Consider the following 14,447-nt stretch of genomic DNA (forward strand, 5'->3'; position numbering starts at 1 on the left):
AAATGAAGTAAGAGAAAGCAAGGACAATCTATAGTGCTATTACTCGCCACTAGGTTTAGTTAGCCGAGCATTGATGGCTGCTGGCACACCAAAATTTGGAGTACCGTCAGCGTTCCAAGTAAACTTCTGCATGCGGGGATTACGTTTTTCAACGCATCCTTCATTCGGGTTAGAATTGGCGTGATATAAAATCCAGTTCTCTTGTCCATCCTTGGAGGTGAAAAAGGAATTGTGCCCCGTTGCGTACGCGCGATTGGCTGGACTTTGCGAGAAAACGGGCTGGGCTGACTTGGCCCAGGATGCAGGTAGCAATGGATCTGCGGTTGACGAAGCCGTGAGCATGCCCAGTGCATACTGATCGGTACCGCAGAAGCTGGCCGAATACACTAAGAAGGTTTTAGTGCCGTGCTTGAGGATTTCAGGACCTTCGTTGACTCCAAAACCGCTTACCTCCCAAGTATACTCTGGGTGTGACAGTTCTACTCGAGGACCAGTTAGCGTCCACGGGTTACTCATCTGCGAGATATAAAGACGCTGCACAGCGTCAAGCCCATTGTGACCCGACCAGATAAAATAGCGCTTATTATTTTGCTCAAGTACGGTGCCGTCAATAGCCCAAAAGTCTGCCCCCGGGCTTACCAGCTGCCCCTTATCTACCCACACTCCAGTAGTAGGGTCAGCAGACGAGTTTTCTAGTACCCATGTCCGCTGCCGACCTAGATCTGAACCAGCAGGACCAGCGGAATAATAGATGTACCACTTGCCGTCCAGAAAGTACAGTTCTGGTGCCCATAGGTTACCCGAAGCATTTCCGGCAATAGGAGGTGTCCAAGCCACTACACTAGAAGTCGACCCTAAATCCGACATCCGGGCAGTCTTCCAGATTCGCAAGTTGGTATTGGTGGTATGCATGTAGTAATAGAACCCATCCTTTTGATATACCCAGGGGTCAGGCCCGGAGGCCAGCAGCGGATTAGTAAAGGTGGTTCCGGCAGTTGGAGGTGGGGCAGGCGGCGTGGGAGTAACGCTTGGTTCCCCTCCATCCTGGCAACTGAGCAAACCCAACAAGGCTACAGCCAGCAAATACTTGCCATTCAATTTACAACAATAACTCATTATCTGTCAAACTTTTATATCAAAAAAACACCATATTCACATCTACCCTAGGAATACCACAGCCGTTCCAAGGCAAGCCCTGGAACGGCTGTGTAAACTCATCCTCTAGTGCTGGTATTAGTACCCAGGATTCTGCTTGAGGTTGGGGTCGATGGCCAAGTCGCGCCGCGGAATTGGCAACAGTTTCGAAACTCCCAAACGGAAGTTGGTGAAATCAGAATCGCGAGTCTTTAATTCATCAATACCTGCTTGATTGTCCATTAAGCCCCAGCGTAGGATATCAAACCAGCGAGTTCCTTCACCAGCAAGTTCCTTCGCTCTTTCACTGCGGATAATCTGACGCATAGCGCTCTGAGTGAATGTACCGTTAGTGGGGCTAGTCCTACCCGCGTGCGCACCCGGTTTACTAAGGTAGAGCATTACTCATTTGCCCCAGTTCAGTCATAGCCTCTGCATGCATCAATAGCACGTCTGCGTAGCGAATCACACGGTGGTTAATACCAGAGGAGAAGTTTTCGTCGGTACGGGTACGGTCATTGAGGTATTTGCGCCAGTACTGCTGATTCGGATTCCAGTTCCATTGAGCAAACGTTCTGCCGTAGAAACGGTCTGGGTTACCCGCGTGAACGATGCTAATATCACGGCGAGGATCAATCAGGTGCCTAGTAGTGCTACCAGAGGCAAAAGTCACTGTGGAATCTTTGTACTCATCTAAGAGCCAGCGCCGAGGCTGCACGTCGGCATAGGTAGGACCGGGAGGGCCGAAGAAGTTCGGCCGGTCATGGCTTTCTGAGGCAGAAGCATTGTCCTGGCCCTGACCAACTTCTAGCACAGCTCCAGTAAACTGAACCTCGAAAACTGACTCTCTGTTGTTCTCATTAGCCTCGGTAAAATTGTCGAGGTAATTGGGCACCAAAGTGTACTGATTGTCAGTAGCAATTTGTGCGAACAGCGCAGCGGCTTCGCTCCACTTTCGTTGCTGCATATACACCTTTGCTAGCAAAGCTTGGGCAGAACCTCGTGTTGCACGACCTTTATCGGCGTCGCCGTAGGATAATGGCAGATTCGGGATAATAGCGGTCAGCTCCGAAATAAGGAATTCCTCTGTTTGGGCTTGCGTTGCTTGAGGCGCCCGCGTTGCTACAGTAGGTTCTACCGTAATAAGAGGTATGTTGCCGAAGAAGTAAGCCAAGTCGAAATACGAGAGGGCCCGCACAAACCGTGCTTCAGCCACTAAACGATTTCTGAGCGTCTCATCCATCTGAATATCAGGCACGTGAGCTACTACCTGATTGGTGCGATAGATGGTGCGGTAGTAGTCATTCCACGCAAATGATGAAATGAAGAAATCTACGTCGGGCTGGATGAAGCGTGTAAAGTCTGCTAAGGCAACAAAAGGGCTTTGGCTATATGACTCATCAGAACGATGGGCCATAAAGTGCCAGCTACGGTAGTAGCAGGCAAACTGCTGCAGACCAGAATAGCAAGCATATACTCCCTTGACAGCATCACTTTCAGTTTTCCAGAACTGGTCTGTAGTTGGTGCGTTGGGGTTAGCTTGGTCCAGCAAGTCCTTCTCGCAGGCAGTTGTTATGAACAGGCCACCCGCAAGTATTAGGCAGCTATTTTATTGATTTTCATCTAAGTAGGAAAAACAGGTTGGATTGGGGTCTTGGACAATTATTTGTTGTCCTAGCATGAATTAGAAGTTTACCTGAATGCCGCCGGTGAAGCTGCGCACATTAGGGTAGGAACTTGCGTCAATACCACGGCTAAAGAAACCGGTGCCCGTAATCTCTGGATCAAATCCTGTGTAATCAGTAATGGTGAACACGTTACGCCCCGTTACATACACTCGTACGCTACCTAAGCTTGGCATTTTGCTCGTCAATGTCTTAGGGAAAGTGTAGCCGAGTTGAATGTTGCGCAGACGGATATAAGAGCCGTCTTCTAACCAACGCGTTGTATTAAATAGAGAGTTAGAAGAAGCTGCTAGACCAAGATTGCCTAGACCGCCACCTTGCAACAGACGTGGCGTGGTAGTGGAGGGGTTTTCTGCCGTCCACGGCTGCACATCAGCGTTATAGTTGTTAGGACCAACATAACTCTCCAAATCACGGCGTGCTACGTTATAGATTTTATTGCCGCTTGATGAGTTAAAGAACACCGACAAATCAAAACCTTTGTAAGCAGCTGTGAGGTTAAGCCCCATTATCAGGTTTGGAATGGACTTACCTGAATAGACAGCGTCACTGTTGCTAATTGTTCCGTCGCCGTTAGTGTCCTTATAGCGCACGTCACCAGCTGAAGCGTAGGGCTGAATTACAGTACCACTAGCATTCTTATAGTTAGCTACTTCATCGTTTGATTGGAAGATACCATCGAACGGAATCAGATAAAACTCACCTAAAGAAGTACCTAGTGCCGAACGAGTCAACAACTCACCTCCTTCAAATACCTGTCCTTCTACCGGTACTGACGTTATCTCGTTTTTTATAGTAGTTAGGGTGAAGTCGGCACCATAGGTGAAAGCACGTCTACTGTCATGGTACCCCAAGGCCAGTTCTAAACCGCGGTTCTCTATGTCACCTGCGTTCTGATAAAGTGCTTGTCCGAAGTGCCCTAAGTAGGTTAGCACCTGTACTGGTGCTAGGGCATTGCGCGTTTGTGAAACATAGTAATCTGTAGAGAGGGTGAGCCGATCATCAAGCACGCCCAAATCCAGACCAATGTTCTTCGTATATCGATCTTCCCAGCGAATATCTGGGCTAGGCAAAGCCAGTTGGGAAGAACCATTCACAATAGTTTGACCAGTACCTATAACGTAATTCACGTTTTGGCCAACGATTGGATACGGCAAATAGCTTCCGCCGTAGAGCCCATTGAGAGCATCGTTACCGTTAGAGCCATAGCTGGCACGCAATTTCAAATTGTTGACGGCCGGAACAGCACTCTTGAAGAAATCCTCTTCACTAACACGCCAGCCCAGCGACGCAGCACCAAAATTACCCCAACGGTTGTCCGGTGTAAAACGCGACGAACCATCTCGACGTCCGCTTACTGACAACAGATAACGATTTTTGAAGTCGTATGTAGCCTGTGCAAAGAATGAACGCTTGGTATACTTGAACGAACTGCCACCAATTACCCCCTTCTCCGGACCAGCACTTAGCTCGAAATAATACTGAGGTGAGCTAGTGAACCCTTGTGCACCGGCCTGCACATTATGCTGACGGAAGCTCTGCTCTGAATAACCCGCTACGGCATTGATGCTATGATCACCAAAACGCTTATTGAAGGTCAGCATATTTTCGCCCAGCATAAATAGGTCATACCCTAGAAACTCATTGAGCGAAGACGTATTAATTCTGCTGTTTTGGCGAAGAATACCCGCTTGCTGCGCATCTGCATTGCTGTACGTATGGCCATCCATAGCCACGTTCAAACGATACGTCAGGAAGTCGAAGATGGAGAAATCAGCGCTGATGTTACCAGCTACGCGGTTATCTGATTGCGTACGACGCAATAACTGCTGCGCTCCAATAGGGTTAGTAGCGAAACTATTGAGCGTGGGAGAACCTGTGCCAAAACCACCTTCATTGGCTGGATCATATACTGGGATGCTAGGAATAATGGTTAGCACATCTATGAAAGGTGCTCCATTAAGCAGTGTCACATCTAAGTGAGTGAACTGCGCATTCTCCTGAAATTTGAGTCGACCACGAGTTAACCCGGAGTTTAAGCGCAAGCTATAACGCTTGAAGTCTGGGCCTTTTACGATACCTGACTGATGGAAGTATTCGCCCGAGACCAAGAAGTTTGTCGCTGTCTTTTCGCCAACACTTCCTCCTGAGAAGGATAGGTTATAGTCTTCAATGGTACCGGTTTGGAAAAATTCCTTTTGCCAATCCGTATCTACATTGGGATTGAAAGCACCACCTGGCCCCTTTACAGCACCTGCTAAACTATTCTGTCCATTGTTAAGCGGGTCAAGACCCGCATTTGTATATGCCGTTACTGCTCGGTCAGCCCATTCGCTGGCATTCGTGAGATTATAACGCTTATAAACTTGGTCAACACCCCGATAGCCATTAAAACTAATAGAAGGAGCACCAGCGCGGCCTTTTTTCGTAGTAATCTGAACTACCCCATTGGCCCCTCGGGAGCCATATACGGCTGTAGAGGAAGCATCCTTCAGAATATTCAGAGTTTCAATGTCATTCGGATTTAGGTCGCGGATATTATCTGTCCACAAACCATCGATAACGTAAAGGGGGCCACTACCGGCATTACCTAATGTGCCAATACCTCGAATGTTTACGATAGGAGCGTCACCTGGTCCGCCGGAACCAGTCACTTGTACACCTGATACCCGTCCCTGCAAAGCCTGAGTAGCGGTAGCAACTGGAGCCTTCTGAGCCTCAGACACATTCAAGCTACTCACGGCGCTGGTTACGTTCTGACGGTCTTCTGTTAGGTAACCTACTACTACTACTTCAGACAACGCGCGGTTATCAGGAGCTAGGGCTACATTGAGCGACGTCTGGCTATTGATAGCCACCTCTTGCGCAGTATATCCTACGAAGGAAAACACCAGCGTTCCGTTGTCGGGAGCGGTTAGCGTAAAGCGGCCGTCAATGTCGGTTTGGGTACCAACACTGCTACCCTTTACTACCACATTTACGCCAGGCAGACCAGCGCCTTTTTCATCTACTACTCTTCCCGAAACGCTGATATCAGCTTGAAAGGAGGTTATTGTATTGGGAATGCTTACCGCAGTTCCAGTAGCTGCCAGTAACGGCTGCAAGGTAGGCAGCACATCAAAGCCGGCAGGGTTACCCGGCGTATTCTAGGTACAGGCTTTTTCATGAAAGTGAGTGTGGGAATTAATTTAGGGATACTGCACAATCGTTTGTGTTTACCTCACTTCACAAACGATTGTGTAAGGGAACAAAAAAAAGTAGAATTTAAAAAGCTGGCTTTTTAGGGCCTATACGCCTTTTTTGGCGTAATCCTAAGGGACAACAGGAAGCTATTTCTTGAATTCGTGAGTAAGGTTAGTGAAATCGTAACAAATAACCAACAGATTATTACAACTCCACTCACTTTTAGCATTTCCAGTAAGAGAGTACTTGCTCATCGGTACTGTCCACCATGCATAATTTTTCTACAGATAGCCCTCGTTTTCCGCACTGCCCGTAAATACAAAAGGAGTAGTAAGATATACTTACTACTCCTTCACTAGGATGCTTACTTAGCAGTTGGATTCTAGTAATCTTCCCCCTCTTTCTTCTTGAACTCTCCTTTCTTCACTTGGTTAATTAGCTGCAACCAACTGAATGGGTTTAGCAGAGGGTTACTCGTGCGAGGGCTGGGGCCCATACCCATACGTCGAGACTGATCATACTGCTGATTTTGCATGGTTTGGCGGTAATTACCCATGCTAGTTACCGGCAAGTTGTTGAACATACGGCGCATCACCTGCTCATTCAAATTCTCGGCAGCGGCAGAGCCTCGTTCCGTCGGCAGCTTTAAGGCTAAAAATGCTTCTTTGAACTGCTTTTCGGTGGCGTAAGGAAAAATGCGTACTTCGGGCAACACGGTGGCATCCTCACGCAGTGATACGATAACGGAGTAGCTCTGGCGCTGATAATCCTCCGGCACAATCACATATTGGTTGCGGTAGCCAAGACTGCGTATCACAATACTGTCGCCGGCTAGCACGGGTAAGGAGAAATATCCATACGCATTGGTAGCAGTACCACGCCCAGCCTTGGGCACGAATACGGCGGCGCCTGGTACGCCCAGCAGGGAGTCGCCGGTGGCTACAATACCAGAGAACTGCACCACGCGGCGTTGTCCTTGGGCATGAGCTGCCGTTGGTTGTAGCAATGCTACTACTACCCCTACCAGTAGGATCGACAGTAAGAAGAAACGAAAACGAACCACAACAGACATACAAAGCATTACAGACTACAAGTATACGGCACTTTCAGGGGGCGCTCACGGGTTTGGTGTAAATTCGGCCCACCGTGCAGCTAGGCCGTTTTCCCAACTCCTCCCTCTAAAGATGCGCCTGAAACACTTTACCGTTGCATTTGGTCAGCAACTATTCAAAGCCTTCGGCGACGAAAGTCGGGTGCGTATCCTCCATTTGCTGTGGCGAAATCAGGAAATGTGCATTTCTGACTTAGAACAGGTGCTGGATTTCACGCAGACCAAAACATCTCGGCAATTATCTTACCTGAAGAATGCGGGCCTAGTGAACTTTCGACGCCTCGACAATTGGGTGTTCTATTACATAAAGGAAGAAGCGCAAGACTTCGTTCATCAGCTACTCGGCTACATGGAACGAGACCAGCAACTGGTTCATGATCAGAAGATCTACCAAACGTTATGGTCGAACCGCGAGCTAGCCGCGTATAAGCTGCAAAATCGTCGCTGGACCGGCGTGCCGGACCTGTAAGTCCGACACGCCCTACCCGGCTTATTTACTGCTCAACGTACGTACCTCTCGTGAAATCAGCTACTTCCCCTATTCGCCTCTTTGTTTGTACGGCTCAAAAAGACGATGTGGGAAAGGACGTTGCCAAGTCCATCAAAGTCGAGTTAAAGAAACAGGGCCTGAAAAGCTTGCTTACGGGAGGCCACAAGCGCAAAGTACAGGTGCAAACCTGTAACTGCCTAGACCTATGTAAGCACTGCAAGAAGGGACCTGGTGCGGCGCTAATTGTTTATCCCGAAGGTACCGTCTACGGCGACGTGAAACCGAAGGACGCAGCAGACATCGTGCGTGAACACGTAGGTGAAGGCCGCGTTGTAGAACGGCTGCGGTTAGCGTAGGGCTGCTACTCACCAGCGCGTCATTGATTGCTCATACCCCGGCTTCATCTCACTACGTAGTATATAGTATCGTCTCCTTTCTCATTGCTTTGCACTTCTTGAAAACCTACCGTCACCTTTTCTTCGACCTTGATCATACGCTTTGGGATTTTGAGGCTAATGCCGATGAAACCCTGCGTCACCTGTATGTACTGCACGACCTAGGACGGTATGGCACTTTCACCGTGGAAGAGTTCATTCGGGTGTACTCCGACATTAATCATGCGCTGTGGCGCCTATACCAAGGGGGCAAAATTGACCAGCGGCAGCTGCGCGAGGTACGCTTTGTGCGTACACTAAGCAAACTAGGGGTGCCTGAGTTGGAGGTGCCAACTACTATTTCTAAGGAGTTTACGGATATTCTGCCCCATAAAACGGCGGTATTTCCTTATACCTACGAGGTGCTCGACTACCTACGGGAGAAAGGATACACGCTGCACTTGATTACGAATGGCTTTAAGGACATTCAGCACATCAAGCTCAACGCGTCCAACCTCACCAATTATTTCCAGGAAGTTGTGACGTCGGAATGTTGCGGACACCTCAAGCCCGATTCCCGCATTTACCAGCACGCCTTGGAACGTAGCGGTGCCCGCGCTTCAGAGAGCTTAATGGTAGGTGATAATCTGGAATGTGATGTATTAGGTGCTTGCAATGCGGGGCTAGACCAAGTGTATTTTAACCCGGAGAAGCGACGTCATTTTGCCCAGACCACCTATGAAATTAGCTGTTTAAGCGAATTGAAGGATATTCTCTAAGTTCCGCTACCTATTAGCGGCCTAGCAAACTAGCTGCTCAGCGTGTTGTGTAATGGCTCACTATTGGCTGGTGAAGTGTGGTCTCCGCTTTGCTGGCCGTACCTTTGCCTCCATGATTCGACTAATTGGGTTTTCGGGACGCCGGGGAAGCGGCAAGGATACCATTGCCCGCCTTATGCAGCAGCTCCAACCACAACGACAGTGGCATATCCGCTCAGTGGGCGAGCCAATTAAAGCAGTATGTGCCGCGCTAGCGGGTGAGGGCACTACCCCCTATTATTCTCAGCGCGGCAAGGCGGAACTGCTACCTAATTTTGGTCGTACGCGTGGGGAGATGCTCCAGCAGGTAGGCCTCGCGTTACGCCAATGGGAGCCCAATATTTGGGTGCAAGCATTCTTCTCCAAGTTACCAAAGGAGCAGTTTACCTTAATTCCAGACGTACGCTTCCCTAATGAAGCCGATCTTATCCGTAGCCGGGGCGGCCTGATGCTGCGCGTGGAAGGCGACCCACTCCGCCAGCGCGGCGACGGCACCCGCGACGATAACCACCCCAGTGAAACTGCCCTCGACGGCTACCCTCACTTCGACCTTACCATCCACAACTCCGGATCCTTGACTGACTTGGAGCGGCAGGTACGGGAGCTAATGGAGCGGCTGTAGGCCCGTTTACAGTAGGGCGCTATATTCCGCTAAGGTTACTGAGGCCCCGGCTGTAACTCAGATGACGGCGTGCCACCCGTCGTGACTAACCGCGGCCAGCCGCCCACGTACTCTAGGCGGTCTAGGAGCATCACGCGGCGGGAGAAACCTTGCTCATCGTCAATAGCGTCGAAGGTAGGTTGCCGAGCGTCGATGGCGTGATAGGCTAGCCAGTCTTGCCCGGCAGCATCCGTCACCACACAATTGTGGCCCGGTGCGCCCCAGTGTTCATTACCTTCCAGCAGCATTGCGTACGGGTCGCCGGAGGCTTCGGCCAGGGTTTCGAAAGGCCCGTGGCAGTGCGAGAACGGGCTACGAGTACGCCATAGTGGGCATCGGGGCCGCAGCAGTTATTACCGGAGTAAAACAAGTAGTACCACCCACCACGCAGTACCACCCAGCTACCCTCTAAAAGTTGATCATAGCGGCGTGGGTCGCCAGCTCCGGCGGGTTGCACCAGCGTTATTTCCTGGCTATCAGGCGCGAAGGACAGACGGTCTTCGGCTAGCTCCCGCACCCGTAACGGCCCAAAGCCCGAGCCCCAGTACAGCCACCGCTTGCCAGTAGCTGGGTCATCGAACGCCATCGGGTCGATTTCGAGGAAGCCAGTGCCGCATAGTAGCGGGGCACCTACATCTAGGAAGGGTCCTTGGGGAGCGGCCGAAGTAGCCACCGCTAAACACAGGCCCTCGCCTTTATCGGGTTTAGCCGAGTAGTAGAGGTAGTAGAGGCCGTTGTGCTCGCTTACATGGGGTGCCCAGAACTTTTGCGTGGTATGAGCCATAATGGCTTTTGTGGCAATCCCTCACCCACATATTCCCAACGGACCAAATCTAGGGAGCGTGCTACCTGCAAGTTGATGATGAGGTTGCCGGGTCGTTTGGTTTGCGTACCATAAGCGTAGTAATACCCATCCGCAGCCCGGATAATAGTGGGGTCCGGGAAATCGAAGTCCCAGATGGGATTCTGATAGGTAGGAGCAGTTTCAGTAAGCATTGGAAGGCTAGGCTAGTGGGCGAGCAACTCGTAAGCAAACGTATCTTGAGCGAGTTGGATGCAGTTTCCGGCGGTTGTGTCATGACTATGAATAGTACACTGTACTCATCTATAGCATCCGGCTTGCTTTACTGCTTTCCGGTCAGCTCATCAGGCAATGAAGCTCCGATCTGCCGCTAGCCTGTTAGTAGGGCCAAGAACATACGGCTTCAGCTTTCCTCCTACCTTTGCTCTTCCTCCTTCCACCATCCATGCACTCACAAAACCAGCAACCACTATGGCCAACGGCTTTTTTAACGTACCTACCCCTATCAACGAACCTGTAAAGGGGTATGCTCCTAATTCGCCTGAGCGCACTGAATTGCTCAAGACGCTAAAGGAGCTGAAGCAGCAGGAACGCGATATTCCCATGCACATTGGGGGCCAGGAAGTACGTACCGGCACCACCCACCGTATCTTCCCACCCCACGACCACCAGCACACGCTGGGCTTCTTCCACGAAGGCGACGCCTCGCACGTGCACCAAGCCATTGACGCAGCCTTGGCGGCTCGTCCGGCATGGGCTGAGCTACCGTGGGAGCAGCGCGCCGCTATTTTTCTGAAAGCTGCCGAGCTGCTGGCCGGCCCTTACCGGGCCCGCCTGAATGCGGCTACTATGCTGGGCCAGAGCAAAAACGCTTTTCAGGCAGAAATCGATGCGGCTTGCGAGCTGATTGACTTCTTCCGTTTCAACGTGCACTTCATGCAGGAGCTGTATCACCAGCAGCCCCAGAGCCAGCCCGGCATGTGGAACCGCCTGGAGCACCGCCCCCTGGAAGGCTTCGTGTTTGCCCTTACGCCCTTCAACTTCACTTCCATTGCTGGCAACCTGCCTACTGCCGTAGCTATGATGGGCAACGTAGTTGTGTGGAAGCCGGCGTACACGCAAATTTACTCAGCCAGGTGCTGATGGAGCTTTTCAAGGAAGCTGGCTTGCCCGACGGCGTCATCAACCTGATTTATGTGGATGGTCCGGTAGCGGGCGAGGTTATCTTCCAGCACCGCGACTTCGCCGGGATTCACTTTACTGGCTCTACGGGAGTGTTCCAGAACATCTGGCAGACCATTGGGCAGAACATCAAGCGCTACAAGAGCTACCCGCGCATCGTAGGTGAGACGGGTGGCAAAGACTTTATTCTGGCTCACCCTTCGGCCCATGCCAAAGCAGTAGCTACCGCTATTACTCGGGGAGCATTTGAGTATCAGGGTCAGAAGTGCTCGGCAGCCTCTCGCATCTACCTACCCTCTAACTTGGCCGACGAAATTCTGGGGTACGTGAAGCAAGACCTCGCTACCTTCAAAATGGGTGATGTGGAAGACTTCTCGAACTTCGTCAACGCTGTTATCAGCGAAACGTCTTTCGACAAGCTGGCCAAGTACATCGACGGTGCCAAGGCCGACAACAATGCTGAAATTGTAGCGGGCGGTGGCTACGATAAGTCGAAAGGCTACTTCATTGAACCCACGGTTATTGTAACCAAGGACCCCAAGTACACTACCATGTGCGACGAGCTGTTTGGCCCGGTGGTAACGGTGTACATCTACGACGAAGCTCAGTTTGAGCAGACCCTGGAGGTAGTAGACTCTACTTCGCCCTACGCTCTCACCGGTGCTATCTTCTCGCAGGACCGCTACGCCGTTGAGCTAGCCTCGAAGAAGTTGGTGCAGGCCGCAGGTAACTTCTACATCAACGACAAGCCTACCGGTGCGGTAGTAGGTCAGCAGCCCTTCGGTGGTGCGCGCGCTTCTGGCACCAACGACAAGGCTGGCTCTTTGCTGAATCTGTTGCGTTGGGTATCTCCGCGGGCTATTAAGGAAACCTTCGTGCCACCCGTAGATTACCGCTACCCTTTTATGGGCGTAGAAACTGGTGAAAACTTGAACGTGACTGGCCAGGGAGGATTCTAGCCTAGCTTGCTACCATTGACAGAAAAACAAAGGCCCTTTCAGATGCTGAAAGGGCCTTTGTTTTTCTGTCAATGGTAGCTCAAAACCAGTATTGCATGAGGGTTCAGAGCGGTGCGTTACGGCCCGCAAGTGATTCTTGCGCACGCCATAGAAAACAATGGTTACTCAGAAACTTTGCTAGCTGCTGTAGATAGACACTTCACACTGGCTTTCAGTGACTATAGAGATAGTACTTATTCTATACTGGCCCATAGTTAACCTTCCGTTGCAGGGCACGGCGTTGACCTTGATTTCCCATTTGTTCAGCCCACATTTCGTGATACCTTTGCTAGGCACGCTGTTTTTAAATAGCTCATCCCTACCGATACGTATGCTTCTTGCTGTCCCAACCCAATATCAACCTGCTGATTTTCTGCCTATTGTAGTGCAGTTTATCTTAGCCGTTGCCTTCGTTGCTTTTTCCATGGTAGCATCGCACTTGCTGGGCCCGCGCCGCAAGAGCCGCGTGAAGGATGAGGCCTTTGAGTGCGGTATCGAATCGGTGGGCAATGCGCGCACACCTATTTCGGTTAAGTACTTCCTCACCGCCATTCTATTTGTGCTTTTTGACGTGGAGGTTATCTTCATGTATCCGTGGGCGGTAAACTTCCGGGCCCTGGGCTCCACTGGCTTTATTCAGATGATTGTGTTTCTGGCCCTGCTAATGGCGGGTTTTGCTACGTCATCAAGAAGGGAGTTTTACGCTGGAACGAGGCACGCTAGGGCAACCTTTGCAACGCAGCTTGTGTTGCCCCTATGAAGCCCTTAGCTTCTTCTCAACTGACTGACCATCATGGAAAATAGAGCTCCTGAAATCAAAATGGTAGACGCCCCGGAGGGTATGGAAGGCGCTGGCTTTTTCGCTACCTCCCTGGAGAAAGTAGTAGGCATTGCCCGCGCCAACTCACTCTGGCCCCTACCCTTTGCTACTTCCTGCTGCGGCATCGAGTTCATGGCTACCATGGGCGCCCGCTACGATATCTCCCGCTTTGGCTCAGAGCGGCCTTCGTTCTCGCCCCGGCAGGCCGACCTGCTGATGGTAATGGGCACCATTGCCAAGAAAATGGCTCCCATTGTAAAGCAAGTGTATGAGCAAATGGCTGAACCCCGCTGGGTGCTCGCCATGGGTGCCTGCGCCTGTTCGGGTGGCATCTTCGATACGTACTCTGTGCTCCAGGGCATTGACCGCATCATTCCAGTAGACGTGTATATCCCGGGCTGTCCTCCCCGCCCCGAGCAAGTGCTCGACGGTTTGATGCGCATTCAGGATCTAGCCAAAAACGAGTCGTTCCGCCGACGCAATTCACCCGAGTATCAAGCCTTGCTGGCTTCTTATAACATCAAGTAAGGACCAGAAGCTAGCCGCCGGGAAGCTACCCTTGGTTGCTTCCCGGCGGCTAGCTTCCTGCTTCTGTCTTCTCGCTTCTCCCTGAAAGAATGGCTGACCAAAACGAAGAATCCCCGGCTGCTCAAGAAACCGCCGCTGCTCAAGACCCCGCGACGCAGAAAAATGCGCAGCTCCTCTCTTTGCTGCATCGTTTGTTCGGTGAGGATGCCTTCACTGATGTTGAAGAGCCCTACGGCTTGCTTACGGCCACTACTACCCGGGAGCGAATTCACGATATCCTTGCTGGTCTGCAGCAAGACCAAGAGTTACAAGTAAACTTCCTGACCACCATGTGCGGAATACACTTCCCCGACAAGGAAGGCCAGGAGCTAGGGATGGTGTATCACCTGCACAGTTTAGTACACAATGTGAGGCTGCGGTTAAAGATTTTCTTCCCGCTGGCTGATCCCGTTGTGCCCACTATGACGGACTTGTACGCTACAGCCAACTGGATGGAGCGCGAAGCCTATGATTTCTACGGCATCATCTTCCCCGGCCACCCCAATCTCATCCGCATTCTTAATGTGGAAGACATGGACTATCACCCCATGCGCAAGGAGTACGCATTGGAAGATGGTACTCGCGAAGACAAAACTGATTTATTCTTCGGCCGCTAGGCCCC

Annotated in this window: 14 protein-coding genes and 2 pseudogenes; 8 read left to right on the top strand and 8 right to left on the bottom strand. The window is 51.1% G+C overall.

The features are described 5' to 3' along the window. Window positions 1-39: 39 nt before the first annotated feature. The 5 genes from VI25_RS01470 to VI25_RS01485 form a co-directional block, all read right to left on the bottom strand. A complete protein-coding gene (locus tag VI25_RS01470) occupies window positions 40-1,116 on the bottom strand; it encodes a family 43 glycosylhydrolase (RefSeq protein WP_045687909.1) in 1,077 nt (358 codons plus the stop codon). Window positions 1,117-1,233: 117 nt separating this feature from the next. Next, window positions 1,234-1,536: a RagB/SusD family nutrient uptake outer membrane protein gene (locus VI25_RS27540; RefSeq protein WP_072144732.1), complete on the bottom strand. Its 303-nt coding sequence runs from the start codon at window positions 1,534-1,536 to the stop codon at window positions 1,234-1,236. Next, window positions 1,523-2,551, bottom strand: coding sequence for a RagB/SusD family nutrient uptake outer membrane protein (locus VI25_RS01475; RefSeq protein ID WP_152981445.1), 1,029 nt, complete (start codon window positions 2,549-2,551; stop codon window positions 1,523-1,525). Before VI25_RS01475 ends, VI25_RS27540 begins: the two co-directional genes overlap by 14 nt. 267 nt (window positions 2,552-2,818) lie before the next feature. Next, window positions 2,819-5,935, bottom strand: coding sequence for a SusC/RagA family TonB-linked outer membrane protein (locus VI25_RS01480; RefSeq protein WP_045687911.1), 3,117 nt, complete (start codon window positions 5,933-5,935; stop codon window positions 2,819-2,821). A gap of 449 nt (window positions 5,936-6,384) precedes the next feature. Continuing rightward, window positions 6,385-7,074: a carboxypeptidase-like regulatory domain-containing protein gene (locus VI25_RS01485; RefSeq protein ID WP_045687912.1), complete on the bottom strand. Its 690-nt coding sequence runs from the start codon at window positions 7,072-7,074 to the stop codon at window positions 6,385-6,387. A gap of 112 nt (window positions 7,075-7,186) precedes the next feature. Between VI25_RS01485 and VI25_RS01490 the strand changes: the two genes are divergently transcribed. The 4 genes from VI25_RS01490 (at window position 7,187) to VI25_RS01505 (ending at window position 9,417) form a co-directional block, all read left to right on the top strand. Further along, window positions 7,187-7,582, top strand: coding sequence for an ArsR/SmtB family transcription factor (locus VI25_RS01490; protein ID WP_045687913.1), 396 nt, complete (start codon window positions 7,187-7,189; stop codon window positions 7,580-7,582). 50 nt (window positions 7,583-7,632) lie between these two features. Further along, window positions 7,633-7,959 (top strand): (2Fe-2S) ferredoxin domain-containing protein, encoded by a 327-nt coding sequence (locus VI25_RS01495; protein WP_052695095.1) that lies wholly within the window; start codon window positions 7,633-7,635, stop codon window positions 7,957-7,959. A 98-nt stretch (window positions 7,960-8,057) separates the two neighbouring features. Beyond that, on the top strand, window positions 8,058-8,756 hold the full coding sequence (locus VI25_RS01500) for a YjjG family noncanonical pyrimidine nucleotidase (protein ID WP_045687941.1): 699 nt from the start codon (window positions 8,058-8,060) through the stop codon (window positions 8,754-8,756). A gap of 112 nt (window positions 8,757-8,868) precedes the next feature. After that, window positions 8,869-9,417: a hypothetical protein gene (locus VI25_RS01505; RefSeq protein ID WP_152981446.1), complete on the top strand. Its 549-nt coding sequence runs from the start codon at window positions 8,869-8,871 to the stop codon at window positions 9,415-9,417. 35 nt (window positions 9,418-9,452) lie between these two features. On the opposite strand, the gene VI25_RS01510 is transcribed toward VI25_RS01505, so the two are convergent. Genes VI25_RS01510 through VI25_RS23160 form a run of 3 tightly spaced genes read right to left on the bottom strand, consistent with a single transcriptional unit; the run spans window position 9,453 to window position 10,452 of the window. Continuing rightward, window positions 9,453-9,656 (bottom strand): hypothetical protein, encoded by a 204-nt coding sequence (locus VI25_RS01510; protein WP_055562196.1) that lies wholly within the window; start codon window positions 9,654-9,656, stop codon window positions 9,453-9,455. Then, a complete protein-coding gene (locus tag VI25_RS01515) occupies window positions 9,650-10,240 on the bottom strand; it encodes a family 43 glycosylhydrolase (RefSeq protein ID WP_055562197.1) in 591 nt (196 codons plus the stop codon). Before VI25_RS01515 ends, VI25_RS01510 begins: the two co-directional genes overlap by 7 nt. Continuing rightward, window positions 10,201-10,452 (bottom strand): family 43 glycosylhydrolase, encoded by a 252-nt coding sequence (locus VI25_RS23160; protein WP_072144733.1) that lies wholly within the window; start codon window positions 10,450-10,452, stop codon window positions 10,201-10,203. Before VI25_RS23160 ends, VI25_RS01515 begins: the two co-directional genes overlap by 40 nt. Window positions 10,453-10,729: 277 nt before the next feature. Here VI25_RS23160 and pruA point away from each other — a divergent pair. The 4 genes and pseudogenes from pruA (at window position 10,730) to VI25_RS01535 (ending at window position 14,442) form a co-directional block, all read left to right on the top strand. Continuing rightward, a pseudogene (gene pruA / locus VI25_RS01520) lies at window positions 10,730-12,399 on the top strand (L-glutamate gamma-semialdehyde dehydrogenase). 370 nt (window positions 12,400-12,769) lie between these two features. Next, window positions 12,770-13,161: pseudogene (locus VI25_RS01525) on the top strand (NADH-quinone oxidoreductase subunit A). Between the two features lie 70 nt (window positions 13,162-13,231). Further along, window positions 13,232-13,786, top strand: coding sequence for an NADH-quinone oxidoreductase subunit B (locus tag VI25_RS01530; protein ID WP_045687915.1), 555 nt, complete (start codon window positions 13,232-13,234; stop codon window positions 13,784-13,786). A gap of 89 nt (window positions 13,787-13,875) precedes the next feature. Beyond that, window positions 13,876-14,442 (top strand): NADH-quinone oxidoreductase subunit C, encoded by a 567-nt coding sequence (locus VI25_RS01535; RefSeq protein ID WP_082455354.1) that lies wholly within the window; start codon window positions 13,876-13,878, stop codon window positions 14,440-14,442. Window positions 14,443-14,447 lie beyond the last annotated feature (5 nt).

The organism is Hymenobacter sp. AT01-02 (assembly GCF_000961955.2).
GTDB lineage: Bacteria > Bacteroidota > Bacteroidia > Cytophagales > Hymenobacteraceae > Hymenobacter > Hymenobacter mucosus.

Excerpts from the sequence above, each read along its gene's own strand:
- VI25_RS27540 (WP_072144732.1), bottom strand. The coding sequence starts at position 1,536 with ATGCTCTACCTTAGTAAACCGGGTGCGCACGCGGGTAGGACTAGCCCC.
- VI25_RS01535 (WP_082455354.1), top strand. The coding sequence starts at position 13,876 with ATGGCTGACCAAAACGAAGAATCCCCGGCTGCTCAAGAAACCGCCGCT.
- VI25_RS01505 (WP_152981446.1), top strand. The coding sequence starts at position 8,869 with ATGATTCGACTAATTGGGTTTTCGGGACGCCGGGGAAGCGGCAAGGAT.
- VI25_RS01470 (WP_045687909.1), bottom strand. The coding sequence starts at position 1,116 with ATGAGTTATTGTTGTAAATTGAATGGCAAGTATTTGCTGGCTGTAGCC.
- VI25_RS01490 (WP_045687913.1), top strand. The coding sequence starts at position 7,187 with ATGCGCCTGAAACACTTTACCGTTGCATTTGGTCAGCAACTATTCAAA.
- VI25_RS01515 (WP_055562197.1), bottom strand. The coding sequence starts at position 10,240 with ATGGCTCATACCACGCAAAAGTTCTGGGCACCCCATGTAAGCGAGCAC.
- VI25_RS23160 (WP_072144733.1), bottom strand. The coding sequence starts at position 10,452 with ATGCTTACTGAAACTGCTCCTACCTATCAGAATCCCATCTGGGACTTC.
- VI25_RS01530 (WP_045687915.1), top strand. The coding sequence starts at position 13,232 with ATGGAAAATAGAGCTCCTGAAATCAAAATGGTAGACGCCCCGGAGGGT.
- VI25_RS01485 (WP_045687912.1), bottom strand. The coding sequence starts at position 7,074 with ATGTCTGTTGTGGTTCGTTTTCGTTTCTTCTTACTGTCGATCCTACTG.
- VI25_RS01475 (WP_152981445.1), bottom strand. The coding sequence starts at position 2,551 with ATGGCCCATCGTTCTGATGAGTCATATAGCCAAAGCCCTTTTGTTGCC.